The following is an 18401-nucleotide window of genomic DNA, read 5'->3' as shown; positions in this document are numbered from 1 at the left end:
CCCGACACGTTGAACGGATTGCGGGTCTGAAAATACAGCAAATGTGCAGGTTTCATGCTGTGCGATCTTGTTCAGGTAATGCGTCGCAGGAGCGCGTGCTTACGGTGTTACGCTGTTGGTCCGCTTCGCGGCTTCCTTGCGCTCCAGCGCGGCGGCTGCGGTCTTGCCCTGCTTCGTGTAGGCTTCGGCGAGAAGAAGATGTGGTTCCGCGAGCGCGGGTTCGGCATTCGCAGCAGTCTTCAACTGAAGTACCGCCATATCCAGTTGGCCCTGTGCCAGCAGCGCACGCCCACTGCGCAGGGCGAAGTTTGCGCGTTGGTGCTCGTTCGCTGCGCGGCTCAGATCAGCCGCGATCTTCCGCTCTGCTGCTGCCCGTTCTTTATTCCCTTTCGTTGTTTCGATAGCGGCGAGTTGTATATGCAAGCTGGGCTGGTCCGGTTCCAGCGCGATTGCGTGCTGCAGTGCCTCGGCAGCTTCATCCATATGCTCGCTATCCTTCAAGACGCTTCCGAGGAGAGCCCAGGCCTCCCCATTCTCTGGTTGGAGCCGGAGAACATCACGCAGGCTGCTAGCCGCGTCAGCGAATCGTCCTTGCTGCATGTAGATGATCGCCAAAGTATAGGGCGGATCCGGCAGGCTCTGATCGAGCGCAGCTGCTTTCTCAAATTCTGGCACGGCCTCGGTCAGGTTGTCCTGAAGTTTGAATGCGAGGCCCAGATCGTAGTGCAGCAAAGCGGAATTCGGTTCCAGACGGATTCCCGCGGTGAATTGCTTGAGAGCCTCGTCAACTTTGTTCGCCTGGAGATAGGCTGCCCCGTAGTCCTCGCGAAGCGTCGCCGAATCGCGACCTTCCTCGAGCGCACGCGCATAGAGAAGAAGAGCCCCGGTTGCGTCGCCGGTTTGAACGCGAGCCAGCGCGTAGTTGATCAGCGGTGAGTTTCCCTCAGCAGGAAGAGCGCTTCCATCGTTCACAACGCGTGCGAACCACGGCAGCGCGCCGGCAGAATCACCGCTCGCCTGCAGAGCTAGCGCGAGTGCGTATTGCGCTCCCGACGAGTGTAGCTCCGGGTGCATGCCAACCGCACGGCGCAGATGAGTGAGCGCATGGCTGTCATCGTGCGTCGCAGACAAAGCGCGACCCAGCAGGAGTTCCACGTCGAAGCTCGGCGGATTAGTCCTAGCCTCCAACTCCTGAGCCGAAGTTACAGATTCCAAGGCTTGCCCTGTTTCGAGCAAAGCGGCAGCACGATGGTAAAGAGCGCGATTACTGTTCGGATCGAGTTCTAATGCGCGATCGAAATAGTGGAGCGCCGCTGAGGACTGTCCTTGTCCGGCCAGCAGTACTCCTATCGCGTCCGCTATCGGTGCAGAATTCTGAAACGATGGCTCGGCAGATGTAAGCAACTGCATGGCGGCCGCGTTGTCTCCGGTGGCGCTAAGGGAGACGGCAAAGGCGAGAACCTCCGCCTCACTCAGTACCACGTCCTGCGATTTTGAGGTCGCTTCGCGGAACAAAATAACTGCCTCCGCGTGACGGCCTAAGGCTGAATCGCAGCGAGCGAGACTGATCTGCGTAGGAACGTCGCCCGGTGCAAGGCGTAATGCCGTGCGGAGTTCCAGTTCGGCCTCGGAAGGCTGATTCAGCGAAAGCAGGACCGACCCCAGCGCGCTATGCCCGGGAGCAATTTGGGGCGCCAGACGAACGACTCGCTCCAGGTCGCGGCGAGCCGCCACGAGATCACCGCGATTGGCCTCCTCAAGGCCTGCACGCATAAGACGAGTCGCGTTCTGTAGGGATGGTGGCGTTTGTGCGGCCGAGATCCCCAGCACAGCGCAAAGGACGGTGCCTGTGACTATGCGGCGAAAGCGCGCTCCAGCCGTCCTGAGGAACTCGGTCATGACGAGAGTGTAAGTCGATTGTCTACGGATGACGCGTGATGCCTCGTGTCGATCTACTGTGGCAATGGTCTGATGCTACGGTCTAAAGGGAAACGCCTGCAAGTTAGAATGAAGCGGCTTTTGAAGGTGGCATACATGTTGGCAAAGAACTGGGTGTTGGCCTCGATCCTCTTCCCGATCTGTGCGATCGCGGGCGGGCAGGACCTGCAATGGACCACAATAACTGGGCTTTCTTTTACTGGCGATGGAGCGGTTATTGTGCGCCCCGTGGAAGATCAAGAGCCGTTTACGGTCGCAGGGGAACGGGGCGTGTTAGTTGGGCAGCAGAGCGGAGAGCTAGAGGCGTGGGTACTCCCGGTCAAGCTGCTTAGTCACATGACCATTGAGGCACGCGTTGAAGGCTATCCCGTCCCACTGAAGTTGAATGACATGGCGCGCGAGATCGAGGTGCGTCCCGATCACACTGCGATCACCTACTCGCATATCGCGCTCGTCGTTCGTCAGATCATGTTCTCGCCAGATAAGGCCCCGGAGGGGACAGGCCCCGTTGTGCTGTTCTCCATTGATGCGCTTCATCCGACCGAACTGGTATTCCGTTTCCAAGGGGATCTGCGCGCCATGTGGCCGCAGTTAAGCAGTGGTAATCCTTCGCCGGAGTGGGTGAAGACAAGTGATGGCAGCGGTTACTATGTGTTGCACAGTGACTTTGATAGCTTTTCAGGAGCATTCACAATTCCGGGGAGCCAGCCGGGCATTCTGGCTCCTTATCAAGAGCGACCGCAAACTCATCCGCTGGAATTGATCTTGCATGTCGATCCCGTCAGGGATCGAGGCAAACTATTTCCGCTACTGATGGCCATCGGTCAGGATAAAGAGCACGCCTCGTCGGCGGCGCTAGGTGGGAAGCTCGCTGAACTCGATGCGCAACTTCCTTCCTTGTACGCATCTCATGCCGCGCAATACCAGGCGCGGGAAAACGAGCGCATGGATCTGGATTCACCTGACCCCACGTTAAATTCAGAGTTTGGTTGGGCAGAGACTTCGATTGAACAATTGCGTGCGCGCACTCCGGACGGCGGCACAGCATTCGTCGCAGGTTACTATGCCTCGGGAGATTCCGCCCGGCCGGGCTTTGGATGGTTCTTCGGTCGTGATGCGCTCTACACTCTGTTCGCGCTAGACAGCTATGGTGACTTTGCCGATGTGCGTTCGGAGCTAGCCTACCTTGCACTCCATCAACGTGGTGACGGCAAGATCATGCACGAGCGTTCGCAGACCGCCCAGAATACAAATTGGGCAGCGCTGCCGTACCAATACGCGGCGGCGGACGCCACTCCTTTGTTTTTGCTGGCCATGGAGGATTATGTGCGTGCCAGTGGTGATACGGCGTTCTTACACGAGCAGTCAGAGACGGTTCGAAAGGCGTGGGAGTTTGAAACCACGCACGACGCCAATGGCGATGGCATCTACGATAATGCGCAGGGAACCGGCTGGGTGGAAAGCTGGAAAGGCGTGTTTCCGCAGCAGGAGATTTATCTTGCGTTGCTCGACGCGCAAGCCTCGACTGCCATGGCCGGGCTGGCTCACGAGCTCGGTGAGACCGATGTCGCAAAGGGCGCGCAAGAGCGGGCGGGTAAGATCCGCGGCACGATTGAGAAGGAATATTTTCGGGCCGGCGACGGTCGCTATGCGTTCAGCGATAACAGGCAGGGAGACGACCGGACGGACACGATCTTCCCGGCCGTTGCGTGGTGGACCGATGGCAAAGGGCTCGAACATAAGGAAGCTGCGCTCAGGGGTTGGGCTTCGCATCGTTTCGACACCGACTGGGGAACGCGCTCGGTTGCAGAGGATGATGCGCGATTCGACCCGATGAGTTACCACGAAGGCTCAGTGTGGCCGCTGTTCACCGGGTGGGCCGCCATCGCAGAGTATCGCGGCGGACATCCGCTAGCAGGCTATGCTCTCACGATGCAGAACGCAGATCTGACGTTTGCGCAAGATCCTGGAGCGGTGACCGAGCTTCTTTCAGGCGAGTTTTACGAACCGTTTGGGCGAAGCACCAGCCACCAGCTCTGGTCTTCGGCTATGGTCATCACGCCGATTGTGCGTGGGATGTTCGGCCTGGAAGTGAACGGTCTCACACACACTCTCCGTGTCGCTCCTCAACTGCCTGCCAGCTGGGACCGGGCAGAATTGCGCCGCGTGCATGTAGGGGCGAGTACGGTCGACCTCTTGTTTGAGCGCACGTCTGCGGAGTGGATCGTGAGGATGGAACAACGGAGCGGGCCTGCCGTGAAGCTGGACGGGGCAGGTGATGGCCAGACAATGCGCGTGCCTACGTCAGTGGTCGAGGTAGAGCTGCCGCACGGATTGCCGCTCCGTGGCGCGCGCACTCGCGGGCTGAAGGTGCTGAGCGAAACGCGTGAGCCGCGCATGCTGAAACTGGAGCTCGAAGCGCCCGCGGGCTCAGCGTTCGATCTGCCCGTGCATGAGCATAGCTCTGCGGCGGTGAGAGTAGAGGGCGCGGAGATGCCGACACAGAAAGTACTGCACGTTGTCTTCGAGGCTTCGGGAGATCAATACAGCACGCGAATGGTCACGCTCCGCTGGTAGGCGGGGCCGTTGGTCTTGATTTCGCTACTGCACGCTGGCGATCCAGCTTGAGTATGGCGGCAGTGTGACATTCAGGCTGGTTGCGCCCTGCAGTGACGGAACATCACTCATGAGAGTCTTCACGGATTTTCCATGCACGCCGGCGGTGTCGACATCGAGCGTTATCGCATGAGGCTGGTCTGTAAAGTTCAGCGCGACCACCACGCTTGATGCTCCATCGGTGCGCACGTAGCTGAGAACGCTTGAATCGCTCTGGTCGATCATCACTTCCTTGCCATTGTGCAGCGCCGGATTGGTTCGACGCAGCATCGTGAGGTTGCGAAACCAGTTCAATTCGGAGTTCGGTTCCTGCTCTTCCGTCTGGACGTTCACAGTTTTGTAGTCCGATGCAACGGGCAGCCATGTGTGCGGGTTCGTGCTGAATCCGGCCTGTGGTCCCGGTGTCCACTGCATGGGCGTGCGTTCTCCGTCACGGCCTTTTTCCTTCGGCCAACCGGTGATGCCGATGGGGTCCTTCACGTCTTCTTTGCGCGGAGGCGTCGAAGTCACCATGCCGATTTCCGCCCCGTAGTAGGTGAGCGCGGTGGCGCGGGTGGTGAGCAACACGGTGGCGATCAATTTGGCAATCTCGAAGTTGTGCCTGCCGTCGCCGAAGCGATCCCAACTGCGCGGGTTGTCGTGATTGTCAAAGACCAGGAGTGGCCAATTGCTGCCCAGTTCGGTCTGCATGTCCGTCAGAGTTGTGCGGAAGTGGGTAAGGTCGAGAGCCACGTTCGCAGAGCTGGGGCCGCCACCCTCGGAGTGAAATCCAACGAGCGTGTCCATGGGAAGCTGCAACTCGTCCTGCTTGTCGCCGCCATACCATTTCAATAGCTCACGCGTGTTCGGCAGGTAGGTTTCGCCGATGAGCACGCGGTCCCCCGGATAGCTGTCGACCAGCTTGCGCATGCGGCGCTGCACGTCGTGCACCTCGGGCAACATGTTCGTGTATTCGTCATTGAGGTTTGGATCGCCCTGCGCGTTTGTGCCGCCAAGGTCCGGCTCATCACGCAGCTGTGGATCTTCAAACAAGGTGGGAATGGCATCGAGACGAAAACCGGCGACACCGCGATCGAGCCAGAAGCGCATCACGTTGAACATGGCCTTCTCGACCTCCGGATTGCGCCAGTTCAGGTCCGGTTGCTGCTTGTAAAACTTGTGATAGTAGAACTGGTGCACGGCAGGCACCCATTCCCAGGCACTGCCGCCGAAGAGCGAGACCCAGTTGTTGGGCGGAACGCGGCCCTCGTGCTCGTACTTGCGCTCGTAGGCTGTAACGCCGGGCGCGTCTGCGGGCTTGCCATCGTTCCACACATACCAGTCGTGTCTTGGATTGGTTCGCGAGCTGGCGGCCTCGATAAACCACTTGTGTTTGTCGGAGGTATGGTTCATCACCATGTCAAGCAGAACGCGAATGTTTTCCTTGTGGGAGGCGGCAATGAGATGGTCCATGTCGGCGAGGGTGCCGTACTGAGGATCGACTGCCTCGTAATCCGAGATGTCGTAACCGAAGTCCACTTGCGGCGATGGGTACATGGGTGAGATCCAGATCGCATCGACGCCAAGATGGTGCAGGTATGGCAGTCGCGTCGTGATGCCGTTGAGATCGCCGATTCCGTCGCCGTTGGAGTCCTGAAAGCTGCGGGGATAGATCTCGTAGACCAGCGCGTGACGATACCAGGGGTCGGCGGCGTGCGTGACTTCGGATGATCTTGGAGTGCGATCCTGCGCGGGAGCGGGCAGGATGCTGAAGCCAAGTAAAGCCGAAATAGCAGCAGAGAAACAGGCAAACCGCAGGCGACGTGCAGTGGACCGGAACAAGGGACGTGAGTGCATGCAGGGCTCCTCGGTTAGGACGCGACCGATAGTACAGTTCGTTTGATTTGCTGAGCAATCTGTAATCACGTTGAGTCGTCTTCCGGTGAATTGAATGCGCTGGAGAAGCGGCTTCTCCGCGCCACAGGACGTCAGGTTCTGCACCAAGAATATGGACAGACTTTCACTTCCATATTGCGTAGGGTCGAATCTTCACTTCCCATTCTCCATATGGAGAAACACAATGCACTTCGTTGCAGAAACGTGTTGACAGACTTCCGGGTGGCGAGCGTAATGTGAATCGAAAATTAGAACACCGAATTGTGCTCGTCTGGAGTTGGGAGAGCGCACGGGACCGGTTGAACGGGAGGAATTCCGCCCTAACGAGCAGCACAAGACACGCGAACTCGGGCCCGCGATGAATGTTGACGGATTTGCTCAGGAGGCACGCGATGTTAGGGACATGGCTGCAGAAGAGTGGGCTGTTGCTGGCGGCAGGCATAACGCTGACTACCGTGAGTGTGTTGGGCACGCAAGCGCGAGCGCAGGCGGTCTATGGAAGCATTCAGGGCACGGTGCAGGATACGAGCGGCGCCGCGATTCCCAATGCGACCGTCACGATCACAGATGTTGAGAAGGGAACCAGCACGACGCTTACCTCCGATTCGGCTGGCGAGTTCACGGCCCAGCAACTGATTCCGGATCACTACAACGTGAAGGTCAGCGCGCAGGGCTTCAAGAATTTCGAGCAGACGAATATTCAGGTGTTCGCCGACTCGGCGCCGAAGGTGACCGCACAGCTTGCTGTTGGCGGCGGTGGTGAGACGATCGAAGTGAATGCGGATGCTGTTCCGCAGTTGAAGACAGACAAGGCAGACGTCTCGACGATCTTTAGCGCGCCAGAGATTGAGAGCCTACCGATTCCGGACCACAACTTCACGAACCTAGAACTGCTGCTGCCCGGTGCGCAGCAACTAGGCTGGTCGCACGCCGCCAGCGAGGATCCGCAGGGTTCTAAGCAGATCCAGATCGACGGACAGGCATTTGGCGGCGTGAACTATACGCTGGACGGCACGGATAATCAGGACGCGATCCTCGGAATCATCGTCATCAATCCGAACTCCGATTCCATGTCGGAGACAAAACTGACGACGCAAAATTTCGACGCTGAGTTTGGGAAGGCAGTATCTTCGGTCATTACCGTCCAGACCAAGTCAGGTTCGAACAACTTCCACGGAACGCTGTTCGACAATCGCGAGAGCGGCGCCAATCTGGCTGTTGACCCATTTACTCAGCCAAGGAGCCAGCCGTTCCCCAAAGCACTTAAGAACCAGTTCGGCGGATCTATCGGTGGTCCGATCTGGAGGGATCGCCTCTTCTTCTTCGGCGACTACCAGGGCGTGCGCCAGAAGGTAGGCACGGGCGCGAACATGACCGTGCCTACGCAGAACGTGATCAACTCCTGTCTCGGTACGGTGACTCCCGTTGTGAACGGAGTCGCGACTCCGGGTTGCGACTTCAGTGAATACCTCGCGGCAGGTCCGGGTCACGTGCTCTACAACAACACGGGCGCGACGGTGAACGGGGTGGCGAACGGATCGCCCTGGCCCGGCAACGTGATTCCGGCGTCGCTGATTTCGCCGACGGCGATGAAGCTGTTTGCGCTGCTGAAGCCATATGCCCCAAACATCAACCAGGCCACGCTAACCAACAACTACTCTGGGACCGGCACCGGCATCTTCAATAGCAACCAGTGGGACGTTCGCGGCGACTCGCAGATAAGCGGTAAGATCCACGCCTTCGTGCGCTTCAGCCGCTTTACCGACACCCTGACCGGCAAAACACTGTTTGGCAATGCCGGCGGTGCAGGCTTCGGCATCGGTGGCTACGGGGGCACGTCCGCCGGCAGCAACGATTCGCTGGCGATGGGCATGGACTTTGCTATATCGCCGAAGTGGCTGACGGAGGTCCGTCTGGGCTACTTCCGCTACGGCATTAACACATCGAAATATGACCAAGGCAATTCCAATCTTCCGATCCTGGGTGAGAACCTCAGTGGGGGCGGGTACACCATCGCGCAGCAGTTCGGCGCGCCGGATCTGGATGTTGCCGACATCGGAATCTCCGGCGCGAAGGCTCCGGGTGACTCCGGCGGCAACAACGGTCAGGCAGCCGGCGCTCAATACGGCGCAGGTCTCAACGTGGACCGTTGCAACTGCCCGCTCAAGGAGCATGAAGATCAGTTCCAGTTGGTAAACAACTGGACTCGAGTACTCGGCACGCACGAAGTCAAATTTGGTATCGACCTGCGTTACGCGCGGAACCTGCGTGTGCCCTCTGATAACGACCGCACGGGCGTGAACAACTTCGGCTCCGGCCCAACCTCGAACGGTTCGGGCGGCACTGGTCTCGGCTTTGCAACGTTTGTGTTGGGTGACGTGACCGCATACAACCGGTACGTGGGTACTTCCAACGAGACCAATGCCAAGGAATTTCAGCCACGTGACTTCTTTTTCGCACAGGATACGTGGCGGGTGACTCCGAAGCTGACCGCGAACTACGGTCTGCGTTATGAGTATTACGCTCCGGAGCGGGTAAACGGAACGGACAATGGTGCACTGCTGAACCTGTCTACCGGCGATATCAACGTAGCCGGAGCAGGCAGCGTTCCCCTGAATATGGGCGTAGCCGCTCCGAAGTTTCCGTTCAACCCGCGCATGGGCCTTTCGTACCAAATCGGTTCGAAGACGGTCATCCGCGCCGGTTATGGGCGCAGCTTTGACCTGGGTGTTTTCGGTTCGACATTCGGTCATGTTGTGACGCAGAACATCCCTGTTCTGGCGAACCAGTCCATCAATTCGCCAGGGAATTATGCGACCTACGCATTCCAATTGGATAACCCTGCAAGCACGCAGGGCGGCCGTGCAACGAGCTTGACGAACTACAGCCCGGTGCAGCCTAACTCCAGTGGTCAGATTCCAATCACGGCGATTGTCCCGGGAACGCAGACGCCGTCGAACCCTGTGGGCCTGACTGTGGGCCAGTTCACCAACGTCAAAGCGCGTCCGTTCACCGAACGTCTGCCGACGCTGGATGCGTGGAACATCTCAGTGCAGCGGGCGATTACGACTACCATGTCGATCACCGCAGCGTACGTGGGCAACAAGGGCACGCACACGCTGAGCGACGGCGACGGCAACAACACAAATCCGAACGAAGAGGCGCTCTTCCTGCCCGCGCAGTACAGCTCCATCGTCAGCGGCGGCCAGCAGATTGCGCTTCACTATGACAACGAGCCTGGAGATCAACCGTACACGGACAGCAACAACGTGTTCCATCAGGGCCTGATTCAGCTCTATTGCGCGGCCGCAGCGGGCAACTGCGTCAGTGGAGTGCCGGTTTCAGGTTCTTTGCAGGGCGCTACCAACGTGCAGAATCAGCTACGCCGGTATGTCGGGGGTAGCCTGCCGGCGTGCGGCGGACCGTGCATGTGGAATCAAGACATCAGTTACTACGGGGATGATCAGGACACCCACTACAACGCGCTGCAGGTGAGCCTGGCCCAGGCACCTTGGCATGGTCTGAGTTACAACCTGGCGTATGCGTACCAGCACGCGCTGTCCTCGCAGTCGTCCTTCGCGACCTGGAACAAGGCCGCTGTGATTGGCAACGACAGCGCGGTGAGCCGGAATGCGTTCACCGCGTATGGCTTGTACAAGCTGCCGTTCGGCAGGCAAGGCATGTACCTCAACCACAGCAGGGCCGCCGACTACATCGTGGGCGGTTGGGAAATCAGTCCAATCGTGCTGATTCACAGCGGGCTTCCGTTCACGCTGGGCTACTCGAAATGCGGGAACGACGTTCCGGGCAACGCACCTTGTGAAGTGAACGGCAACGCAAGCGCGTTGAAGAAGCATTACAGCGGCACGCCCGGTGTGAGCACTGTGCGCGCTTACGATCCGGTGACGTTGGGTGGTGCTTTCACCGAGCCAGCCGCCGATACCATCGGCAACGTTGGTCGCAATACCGCCTGGGGCCCTGGCTTCTGGAAGGCGGATATGTCGCTGATGAAGAACTTCACCTTCTACGAACACTACACGGCCCAGTTCCGCATGGATGCGTATAACGCTTTCAACCACATCAACTTCGGAACCCCCAACGGCACGATCGACTCAAGCAATGCCGGTCAGATCGGTGGCGGACCATTCCCTGACGGATCGGAACCGCGGCAATTGCAGTTCACGCTGCGCTTGCAGTTCTAAGCTCGACAGGCACCCATAGGGGAGGGGACGAGGTCTCCTCTCCTATTCTTTCTGGCGCGCACAACGTACAATCCAAGCCGCGGGAGAGGTACGTGGTGAGGAAATTCCTGCTGTTGCTTTGCTTGAGTCTCTACGGCCCTATAGATATGGCGCAGAATCCTGCGGCGCCCTCCGCGGCTGCCCTGGACTCGCCAGAAAGCATTCGCAAATCGATCGACACGGGACATCCTGATGCGGCACTGGCTGCAGTGGCACGGGTGCGCGCTTCGGGAGCGGCAGTGCGTGGCCTGGACCGGTTGCAAGGGCTCGCGCTATACGCCAAGGGTGATCTGTACGGCGCCGACGCTGCGCTGGCTGCGGCTCTTGCGGCAGACCCCGGCGACATGGAAGCCGCTCAGATGCGGGGACTTGTGCTGTTCCGCCTGGGTCACCCGGCAGACGCAATTCCTCTGCTCGAGCAGTCGCCCGCCTCCACCCGCGGTGAGACCGATCCGAATTACATCCTTGGCCTCTGCTACATGGACACGTCGCGCTGGGACGACGCTCGCCGAGCTTTCGCCAACCAGTTTCGCGTGGCTCCTGACAGTGCGGCGGGCTATCTCGTCGCCGCGCGAATGTTATTGAGACGCGACTACCTTCCCATATCCGACCAGTTCGCACACAAAGCTTTGGAAATCGATCCGGCGATTCCGCTCGCGCATGAACTCCTGGGCGAACTCGATTTGGCCGCTGGACACACGGATGCTGCTATCGCTGAATTCGAAGCGGAGCGCGCCCGCAATCCGATGGAAGGATCTGTGTACGACCGCCTGGGCGATGCATATTTGCGCGAAGGGAAGTTGGAGGACGCAAGCCGTGTCCTCGAGGAGGACATTCTTCTTGAACCCCACTCCACCGGGCCCTATATCCTGCTGGGCAAAACAAGATTGAGGCAGGGCGATGCGGTCGGCGCTGTGACGATGCTGGAGCATGCACGCGCGATGGACCCGTCCAATTACGTCACGCGTAACCTGCTTGGCCAAGCCTACCGCGCCGTCGGAAGGAAAGAAGATGCCAGCCGCGAGTTTGCCGCGGTGCAACGCTTGCACCCGGCCAGCCAACCGACGGGCGATGAACCGCACTAAGCTCCCAGTCATGAGAAAGCTCTTCCCTTTGCCGGTGACATTACTCGCAGCTTTCTTTCTCGCCTCGTCGCTGGTTCTGCACGCTCAGATGTCGCATCAGATGCAGGCACCGGCGATCGGCTCCGTCAGCGTGCCCTCCAAAACGGCTGATACGGACCCCATCTATCAGTCTCCGGGCACAATGCGCATGGCGCAACGTCTGCGCGCCGCCTTTGCCGCGACAGATTGGAAGACAGATACAAACAAGGCCGCGCTCCGTGTGAACTATTACCAGGAGTTGCTGAAGTCACGCGCTCTAAGCCTGGGCGACGCCACCGTCGTGCGCGAACAGCTTGCTCGCGAGATGCTTTACTCCGGCGACAATGAGGGCGCCATAGCGCAACTGGAGACAGTGCGGGCAGCCTGGATGTCGAGCAGCACCTCCATGACGAAGCCGGAGATGCATGAGCTCGGCGCCCTTATGGCGCTGGCTTATCTGCGTCTGGGGGAACAGGAAAACTGTCTCGAGATGCACGGACAAACCTCGTGCCTCTTCCCGCTGCGCGCCAGCGCAAAACACCAGATGACGCGTGGAGCAGAAGGAGCAGTCCGGGAGCTCACTGCGCTGCTCGAGATAGATCAGGATGATGCGCAATCGCAGTGGCTGCTGAATGTCGCCTATATGCAGCTAGGCAGATACCCGAAGGATGTACCCGCTAGATGGCTCATGCCAGAGAGTCTGTTTGCGTCGGATGCAAAGTTTCCGGAATTCCCCGAGATTGCTGCGTCGGAAGGGTTGGACGTCACTGGCCACGCGGGTGGCGTCCTGGTGGAGGACTTCGATGGGGATGGCTGGCTTGATGTGATGGTTAGCTCGTGTGGGCCAAATGACCAGATGCACCTGTTTCATAATAACGGCGACGGTACGTTCCGCGATGTTACGCGTCGCGCCGGCCTGATAGGAGAGACAGGCGGCTTAAATCTGGTGCTGGCTGATTACAACAATGACGGTCATCCGGACGTATTAGTACTTCGCGGCGGTTGGTGGGGTAAAGCTGGAGCCTACCCTCTCTCGCTGCTGCGCAACAACGGCAACGGCACGTTTGACGATGTAACCGAAGAGGCAGGCCTGCTAGTAAGCGGCCCAACACAGACGGCGGCTTGGGCGGACTTCGACGGCGATGGCTGGCTGGATCTGTTCATCGGGTATGAGTCAAAGCCCAGCGATCCGCATCGTTCGCTACTCTTCCACAACAATGGCGACGGCACATTTACGGAGATCGGCGAGGCCAGTGGCATCGGGGATCTCGGCTTCGTAAAAGGCGTGGCCTGGGGAGACTATAACCGTGACGGGCGTCCTGACCTCTACGTATCCGTGATGAACGGCCGCAATCATCTCTTCCGTAATGATGGGCCGAAGGACCCGCACGATCTCCGTAAAGGTTGGCGCTTCACAGATGTGACCGCTACAGCAGGAGTCGACAAACAGCACGATAGCTTCGCCACTTGGTTTTTTGATTACGACAACGACGGCTGGCCCGACATCTTTGTAGCAGGCTACTTCACCCCGGGAAACGCGGATGTAGGCTCCTTCGAGTTGGGACGGCGCACCAATGCGGAACTGCCAAGGCTCTATCGCAATATGCACGACGGTACGTTCCGTGACGTGACGGACGAGATGCATCTCAACCGCGCCATCCTTACCATGGGCGCGAGCTTCGGCGATCTCGACAATGATGGGTGGCTTGACGTTTACCTAGGGACCGGCGACTCCACGCTTACAGCACTCCTGCCGAACCGCATGTTTCGCAACAACAACGGCCAGACCTTTCAAGATGTAACCACGGCCGGCAATTTCGGAAATCTGCAGAAGGGCCACGCGGTCTCCTTCGCCGATCTGCATCGCACAGGGTTTGAAGACGTGTTCGAAGAGATGGGCGGCGCACTGCCGAGCGACATTTTTCAGAGCGCGCTCTACAAGAATCCTGGCAATAGCAATCACTGGATCACGCTGAAGCTCGAAGGCGTACGGTCGAATCGTCTCGCCTTCGGTGCTGTAATCGATGTCACTGTGCGCGACTCGCATGGCAAGCGACGCCAGATCTTTCGCACGGTAGGCTTTGGTTCAAGTTTTGGCGGTAATCCAATCGAGCAGCATATCGGCCTTGGGTCAGCAACGATCGTGGATGACCTGTCGGTGACCTGGCCAGCAACCGGAATCGTTGACCGGATGCGCAATGTAAAAGTCGACACCCGTTATACCTTGCGTGAGGGTAACGGAACGCTCATCATTTGGCACATTCCAAGTCATTGAGAACGTACACGTCGCTGCCTATACTTGTGCGCAGCCGGAAATGGGAGAGTGAACGGAATGTGGTCAAGGCGGGGATTTATCCAGTCGCTTTCGCGGACGGCACTCGTGCTGTCGTTCGAAGACGTCTTGAAGCTGGCGGCACCGGCTCAGCAAATACAGCAGCAGAACATAGGGTCTCGGCCGGTCTTCGATGCAAAACCCCGGCCCGCACCCCGTTCGCTTCCTTCTCCCGTTGTTGGAACACCACTGGGCTACAGCTTCGTCGATGGCGCGAAGCAGAGTGGGTTACAAGCTAAAACCGTCTTTGGAAATGAGCACAAGAACCGTTATCTGTTGGAGACCACCGGTTGCGGTGTTGCGTTTTTTGACTTCGACCACGACGATTGGCTCGACCTGTTTCTGGTCAACGGCACTCGGCTGGATGGTGAGTTTCCGAAGGGTCAGGAACCGATAAGCCGCCTATTTAAAAACAATCGTGACGGAACATTCACCGATATTACGGCGAAGAGTGGAATGACCCGCAGCGGCTGGGGCCAGGGCTGTTGTGTCGGAGATTACGACAACGATGGATTGAACGATCTGTTCGTGAGCTACTACGGGCAGAACATCCTATACAAGAACCATGGCAACGGCACATTTACCGACGTGACAGTCAAGGCGGGTCTTGCGCAGTCCCGGACACGTTGGAATACGGGCTGCGCCTTCCTCGACTACGACAAGGATGGCCACCTTGACCTCTTCGTCGCGAACTACATCGACTTCGATATAAAGACCGCCCCGCTGCCGGAGGCCGCCGGTTGTTCCTACAAGGGAATTCAGGTCGCATGTGGTCCACCGGGCCTTGAAGGAGGAAAGAACATCCTGTATCACAACCGGGGCGACGGGACCTTTGTAGACGTCAGCGAAAAAGCAGGCATGTGGAGCACCATCGGAACGTACGCCCTGAGTGTCACGGTCGCCGACCTCGATAACGACGGGTGGCCCGACATCTATGTGGCGAATGACTCGACCGCGGCCACGCTGTATCAGAACCAGAAGGACGGCACCTTCAAAGACGTTGCAATCGAGTCTGGGGTCGCCTATTCGCCCGACGGGAAGCCGCAGGCCGGAATGGGGGTGGCCGTTGGCGACTTCAACCGCGATGGCCTGCTCGACATTGTGAAGACAAACTTCGCCGGAGATACGGACTCTCTCTACCAGAACCTCGGCGACGGCACATTCGAGGATCACACTTACCTTAGCGGCCTTGGTATCAACACACGATATCTCGGCTGGGGAGTCGGCTTCATCGATCTTGATAACGACGGCTGGCTCGATATCTTTATCTCAAATGGTCACGTCTACCCGGAAGTCGATACCTCGCACCTTGACGCCCCTTACGCGGAGCACAAGTACGTCTACCGGAATCTTCGCAACGGCCAGTTCGAGGAGGTTACCAATATTGCTGGAAGTGGCGTCACCGATGCGGCACCGGCACGTGGCTGCGCATTCGGCGATTACGACAATGATGGCGATATGGATGTCGTCGTCAATTGTGTCAATGCACCACCTCAACTCCTGCGCTGTGACTCCACCATCGCGCGTAACTGGATCAAGTTGAGGCTCGTTGGAACCAAGAGCAACCGCACCGGTGTAGGTGCACGCATCACCGTGACCGCAACCACAGCCCCACAGGAGAAGTCAGGGATAGGCAAGCAGCCTTTGCGGCAAGTGGAAGAGGTACGCAGCGGCGGCAGCTACTTCTCCCAGAATGATCTGCGCGTCCATTTCGGCCTGGATGGTGCAGCCAAAGTCGACGCAGTCGAGATCCTCTGGCCGTCGGGAACGCATGACACACTGAATGATCTCGCCGCAAATTCTCTATACGTCGTTCAAGAGGGCGGCAAAGTGCTGAAGACCGTTGCCATGGGTAGCAAGGCGGTGCCTCCAGCAACCCACACGCAGTGAAACACTGGCTGTTTTTGACTTGGATCCGTGCGTCGCGGCGCTAGGGTTTCGCAACGAGTGCAGCCTGCTCCTTCTTGTCCGCCGAAGCTGCAGGCGACATCAACTCGTGCACATGCCAGGGGTTCGTCTCGCGCGCAACCTCATTGTTCTTGCGCAGGTATTGCAAGGCGAATGTGATCGCCGTTGGATCGTCCTTCTCGTCAGCGAAGTAAGCAGCTTCGGCCGCCGCTTTATCCTTCATCCCAAGCCGGCGATAGAGAATCGCAAGATTGTAGTGAGCTGCTAAATCATCCGGGTCGATCGCCTGCACCATCAGGTAACGTGCCTCAGCCTCGTGGTACCGGTGAAGCTGGTAGTACGAGAACCCGAGTTCGCGTTGCGCATCCCGGGATCGCGGATACAGGTCAGCCACCTTCTTCAAGTTGACAATCGCATCATCGACATTGCCTTGGTTCCGCTGTACCAACGCAATGTAATACAGCGCGCGAGCCGTCGCCCGGTCGTCACCCTGTGCCAACTCCAGCCCTTTGTTCAGATAGGAGAGGGCATCGTCATATTTCTCCCACTGGATGTAGGCGAGCCCGACATTGATCTGCGCATCCGCATAGTCCTTACGCAACTCTGCTACGTGCTCGAAGGCTGCCACGCTGGCCGCATACTGCTGGGCGTCTAGTAGCCCAATCCCGTAGTTGTTCCACCGCATCCATTCCGGATTGTCGGTCGGCGAAGGCGCCGTCGCCGGGTTGTCGCCGACGTGAAACGTACGTGTCGTTGAGACCATGTCTACTACCGGCATGTGATAGTGTTCGCCCATCGGCTTACTCATGCCGAAGTCCATAAAGTGCTGGTCGAAGCGGCGGTACCGAACTTTGATCTCTACCGTGAAATCCTGGCTGGCCGGGACGCTAAAGCCGTACCGAATCAATTGCGATCTGCCCGCCTGGATAGTGTTGTTGAAAGCCGTGACCCTGTTATCCCAAACCTGATGCAGGTCGTTCAGCGTGCCCTGCTTGTTGATCAACCGGTTGGTAAAGCTATGCGCTTCCGGGTTGAGCTCTCCATCCGGAGCGAGATAGCCGCTCTCGCACAGAATCTTCCCGCTGCGATCTTTCAGCTGGAAATCCACCCAACTCTCATACATGTCACGTTGCTCTGGGACGTGCGAGTGGGCGATGCCTTTGTTCTGCAGAACCGCAGTAAGAACCACATGCTCTCCCGAGCGCAATGTGAAGGGTTGTTTCCCAAGCGAAGCTATGAGTGTCGAGTTGTTTTCGTCTCCGGTCTCCAACGCAAAGATGTCGAGATTGAAGACATTGTTCTGCAGAAATTCAACGATGCGCTTCGCTTGCTCATCGAATGAGTAATACTGCGGAATTATTGTGTTCGCCCCAAGCCATCGGTGGGATGCAAGCTCGCCCTTCTTCGCCCCGTAATCCCGCGTTGCGCCCAGTGGCTCACGGGGCATGTGGCAGGTCTGGCAGGTCGAAAGCGGCTTCTCATAAAACGGCAGCGGTGATTCCTTCGAGTACGAGGAGTTCTGCCATTCATCGTAGAGGGAGATTGCGCGAAGCCACTTGTAATCGTTCAGCTCACGCGGCAGGGCCGCCTTGTGGCATGCGGCGCAGTACTCACTTGTCCGGTAGAACGGCTTCATCACCGCCGCCGAGTGGCGGTCGAGATGCGCGAGGATCTCTGCGTCCTGCACGGGCCGCTCGATCGGTTGTCCGTTCTCATCCAGCAGGACTGCCGGGGCACCGAGTACGAAACTCCCGGTTCCACGCGTGTCCACGCTCTGGATCGAGTGACACACCGAGCACGTGATCCCGTCCTGGTCATAGCTGTGGACTCGTTGAACTCCGTCCGTGAGGTCGCCGGCCGCCAGTGCCAGTGGATTATGGCAGCCCTCGCAATGTCGGCTGGAAGGAATTCCTTTCTCCGCATCGAGCAGGTTCACGTTCCGCTGGTACCAAGGTGGCCTAACGGAGTTGCTGTGAGCTGATTGACGCCACTGCAGCAGCGCCGCCTGATGACAATGCCCACAGTATTCAGCTGTTGGATAGCTCTTGGGATCGATGAATTGGCCGTCGTCCGTCCTGAAGTTCGACGGCAAAAAGGTTTTGCCAGGCCCGTATGGAAAACGGTAATTCTTCAGTTTTTTCGCGTTATAGGCGTCGCGTGCTGCCTGCGCCAAATCGGCTTCAGAACCTGCCCGGACCGAAGAAACGCCCTCGAGGAAGACATAGATAGCACCAGCGGATCCGACCAAAACCACAGCCAGAACAGCCGCCCAGCGTGCGATTTGCCATATTCCGGTCCGCTTCATGCTGCATGACCCTGAACTTTCTCGATCTTTAGTCGAACATCATAAAGCACGTCTGTTTGAGCTGTCAGCGCGCTGGAATTTCC

At 58.4% G+C, this 18401-nt stretch carries 8 protein-coding genes; 5 read left to right on the top strand and 3 right to left on the bottom strand.

Annotated features, from left to right (window positions below):
* Positions 1-99: 99 nt before the first annotated feature.
* The gene (locus tag VGU25_07040) at positions 100-1773 is read right to left on the bottom strand and encodes a tetratricopeptide repeat protein (protein ID HEV2576949.1); all 1674 of its coding nucleotides are present in this window, start codon (positions 1771-1773) and stop codon (positions 100-102) included.
* Positions 1774-2034: 261 nt separating this feature from the next.
* On the opposite strand from VGU25_07040, the gene VGU25_07035 reads away from it, so the two are divergent.
* Positions 2035-4515 carry a hypothetical protein gene (locus VGU25_07035; protein HEV2576948.1) on the top strand — a complete coding sequence of 827 codons (2481 nt, stop codon included), beginning with the start codon at positions 2035-2037 and terminating at the stop codon, positions 4513-4515.
* 24 nt (positions 4516-4539) lie between these two features.
* On the opposite strand, the gene VGU25_07030 is transcribed toward VGU25_07035, so the two are convergent.
* Positions 4540-6390: an alpha-glucosidase gene (locus tag VGU25_07030; protein HEV2576947.1), complete on the bottom strand. Its 1851-nt coding sequence runs from the start codon at positions 6388-6390 to the stop codon at positions 4540-4542.
* A 431-nt stretch (positions 6391-6821) separates the two neighbouring features.
* Between VGU25_07030 and VGU25_07025 the strand changes: the two genes are divergently transcribed.
* From VGU25_07025 to VGU25_07010, 4 genes are all read left to right on the top strand, one after another.
* Positions 6822-10631 carry a carboxypeptidase regulatory-like domain-containing protein gene (locus tag VGU25_07025; GenBank protein HEV2576946.1) on the top strand — a complete coding sequence of 1270 codons (3810 nt, stop codon included), beginning with the start codon at positions 6822-6824 and terminating at the stop codon, positions 10629-10631.
* A 95-nt stretch (positions 10632-10726) separates the two neighbouring features.
* Entirely contained in the window at positions 10727-11755 is a 1029-nt protein-coding gene (locus VGU25_07020; protein HEV2576945.1) for a tetratricopeptide repeat protein, read from the top strand.
* A 10-nt stretch (positions 11756-11765) separates the two neighbouring features.
* Positions 11766-14048, top strand: coding sequence for an FG-GAP-like repeat-containing protein (locus tag VGU25_07015; protein HEV2576944.1), 2283 nt, complete (start codon positions 11766-11768; stop codon positions 14046-14048).
* Positions 14049-14105: 57 nt separating this feature from the next.
* A complete protein-coding gene (locus tag VGU25_07010; protein ID HEV2576943.1) occupies positions 14106-15995 on the top strand; it encodes a CRTAC1 family protein in 1890 nt (629 codons plus the stop codon).
* Positions 15996-16035: 40 nt separating this feature from the next.
* Here VGU25_07010 and VGU25_07005 read toward each other — a convergent pair whose 3' ends face one another.
* Positions 16036-18186 (bottom strand): tetratricopeptide repeat protein, encoded by a 2151-nt coding sequence (locus VGU25_07005; protein HEV2576942.1) that lies wholly within the window; start codon positions 18184-18186, stop codon positions 16036-16038.
* Positions 18187-18401 lie beyond the last annotated feature (215 nt).

It is taken from the genome of Acidobacteriaceae bacterium, assembly GCA_035944135.1.
Classification (GTDB): Bacteria; Acidobacteriota; Terriglobia; order Terriglobales; family Acidobacteriaceae; genus Granulicella.
The sequence above is the reverse complement of the archived record's forward strand: the minus strand, read 5'-3'. Positions and strand labels throughout refer to the sequence as shown.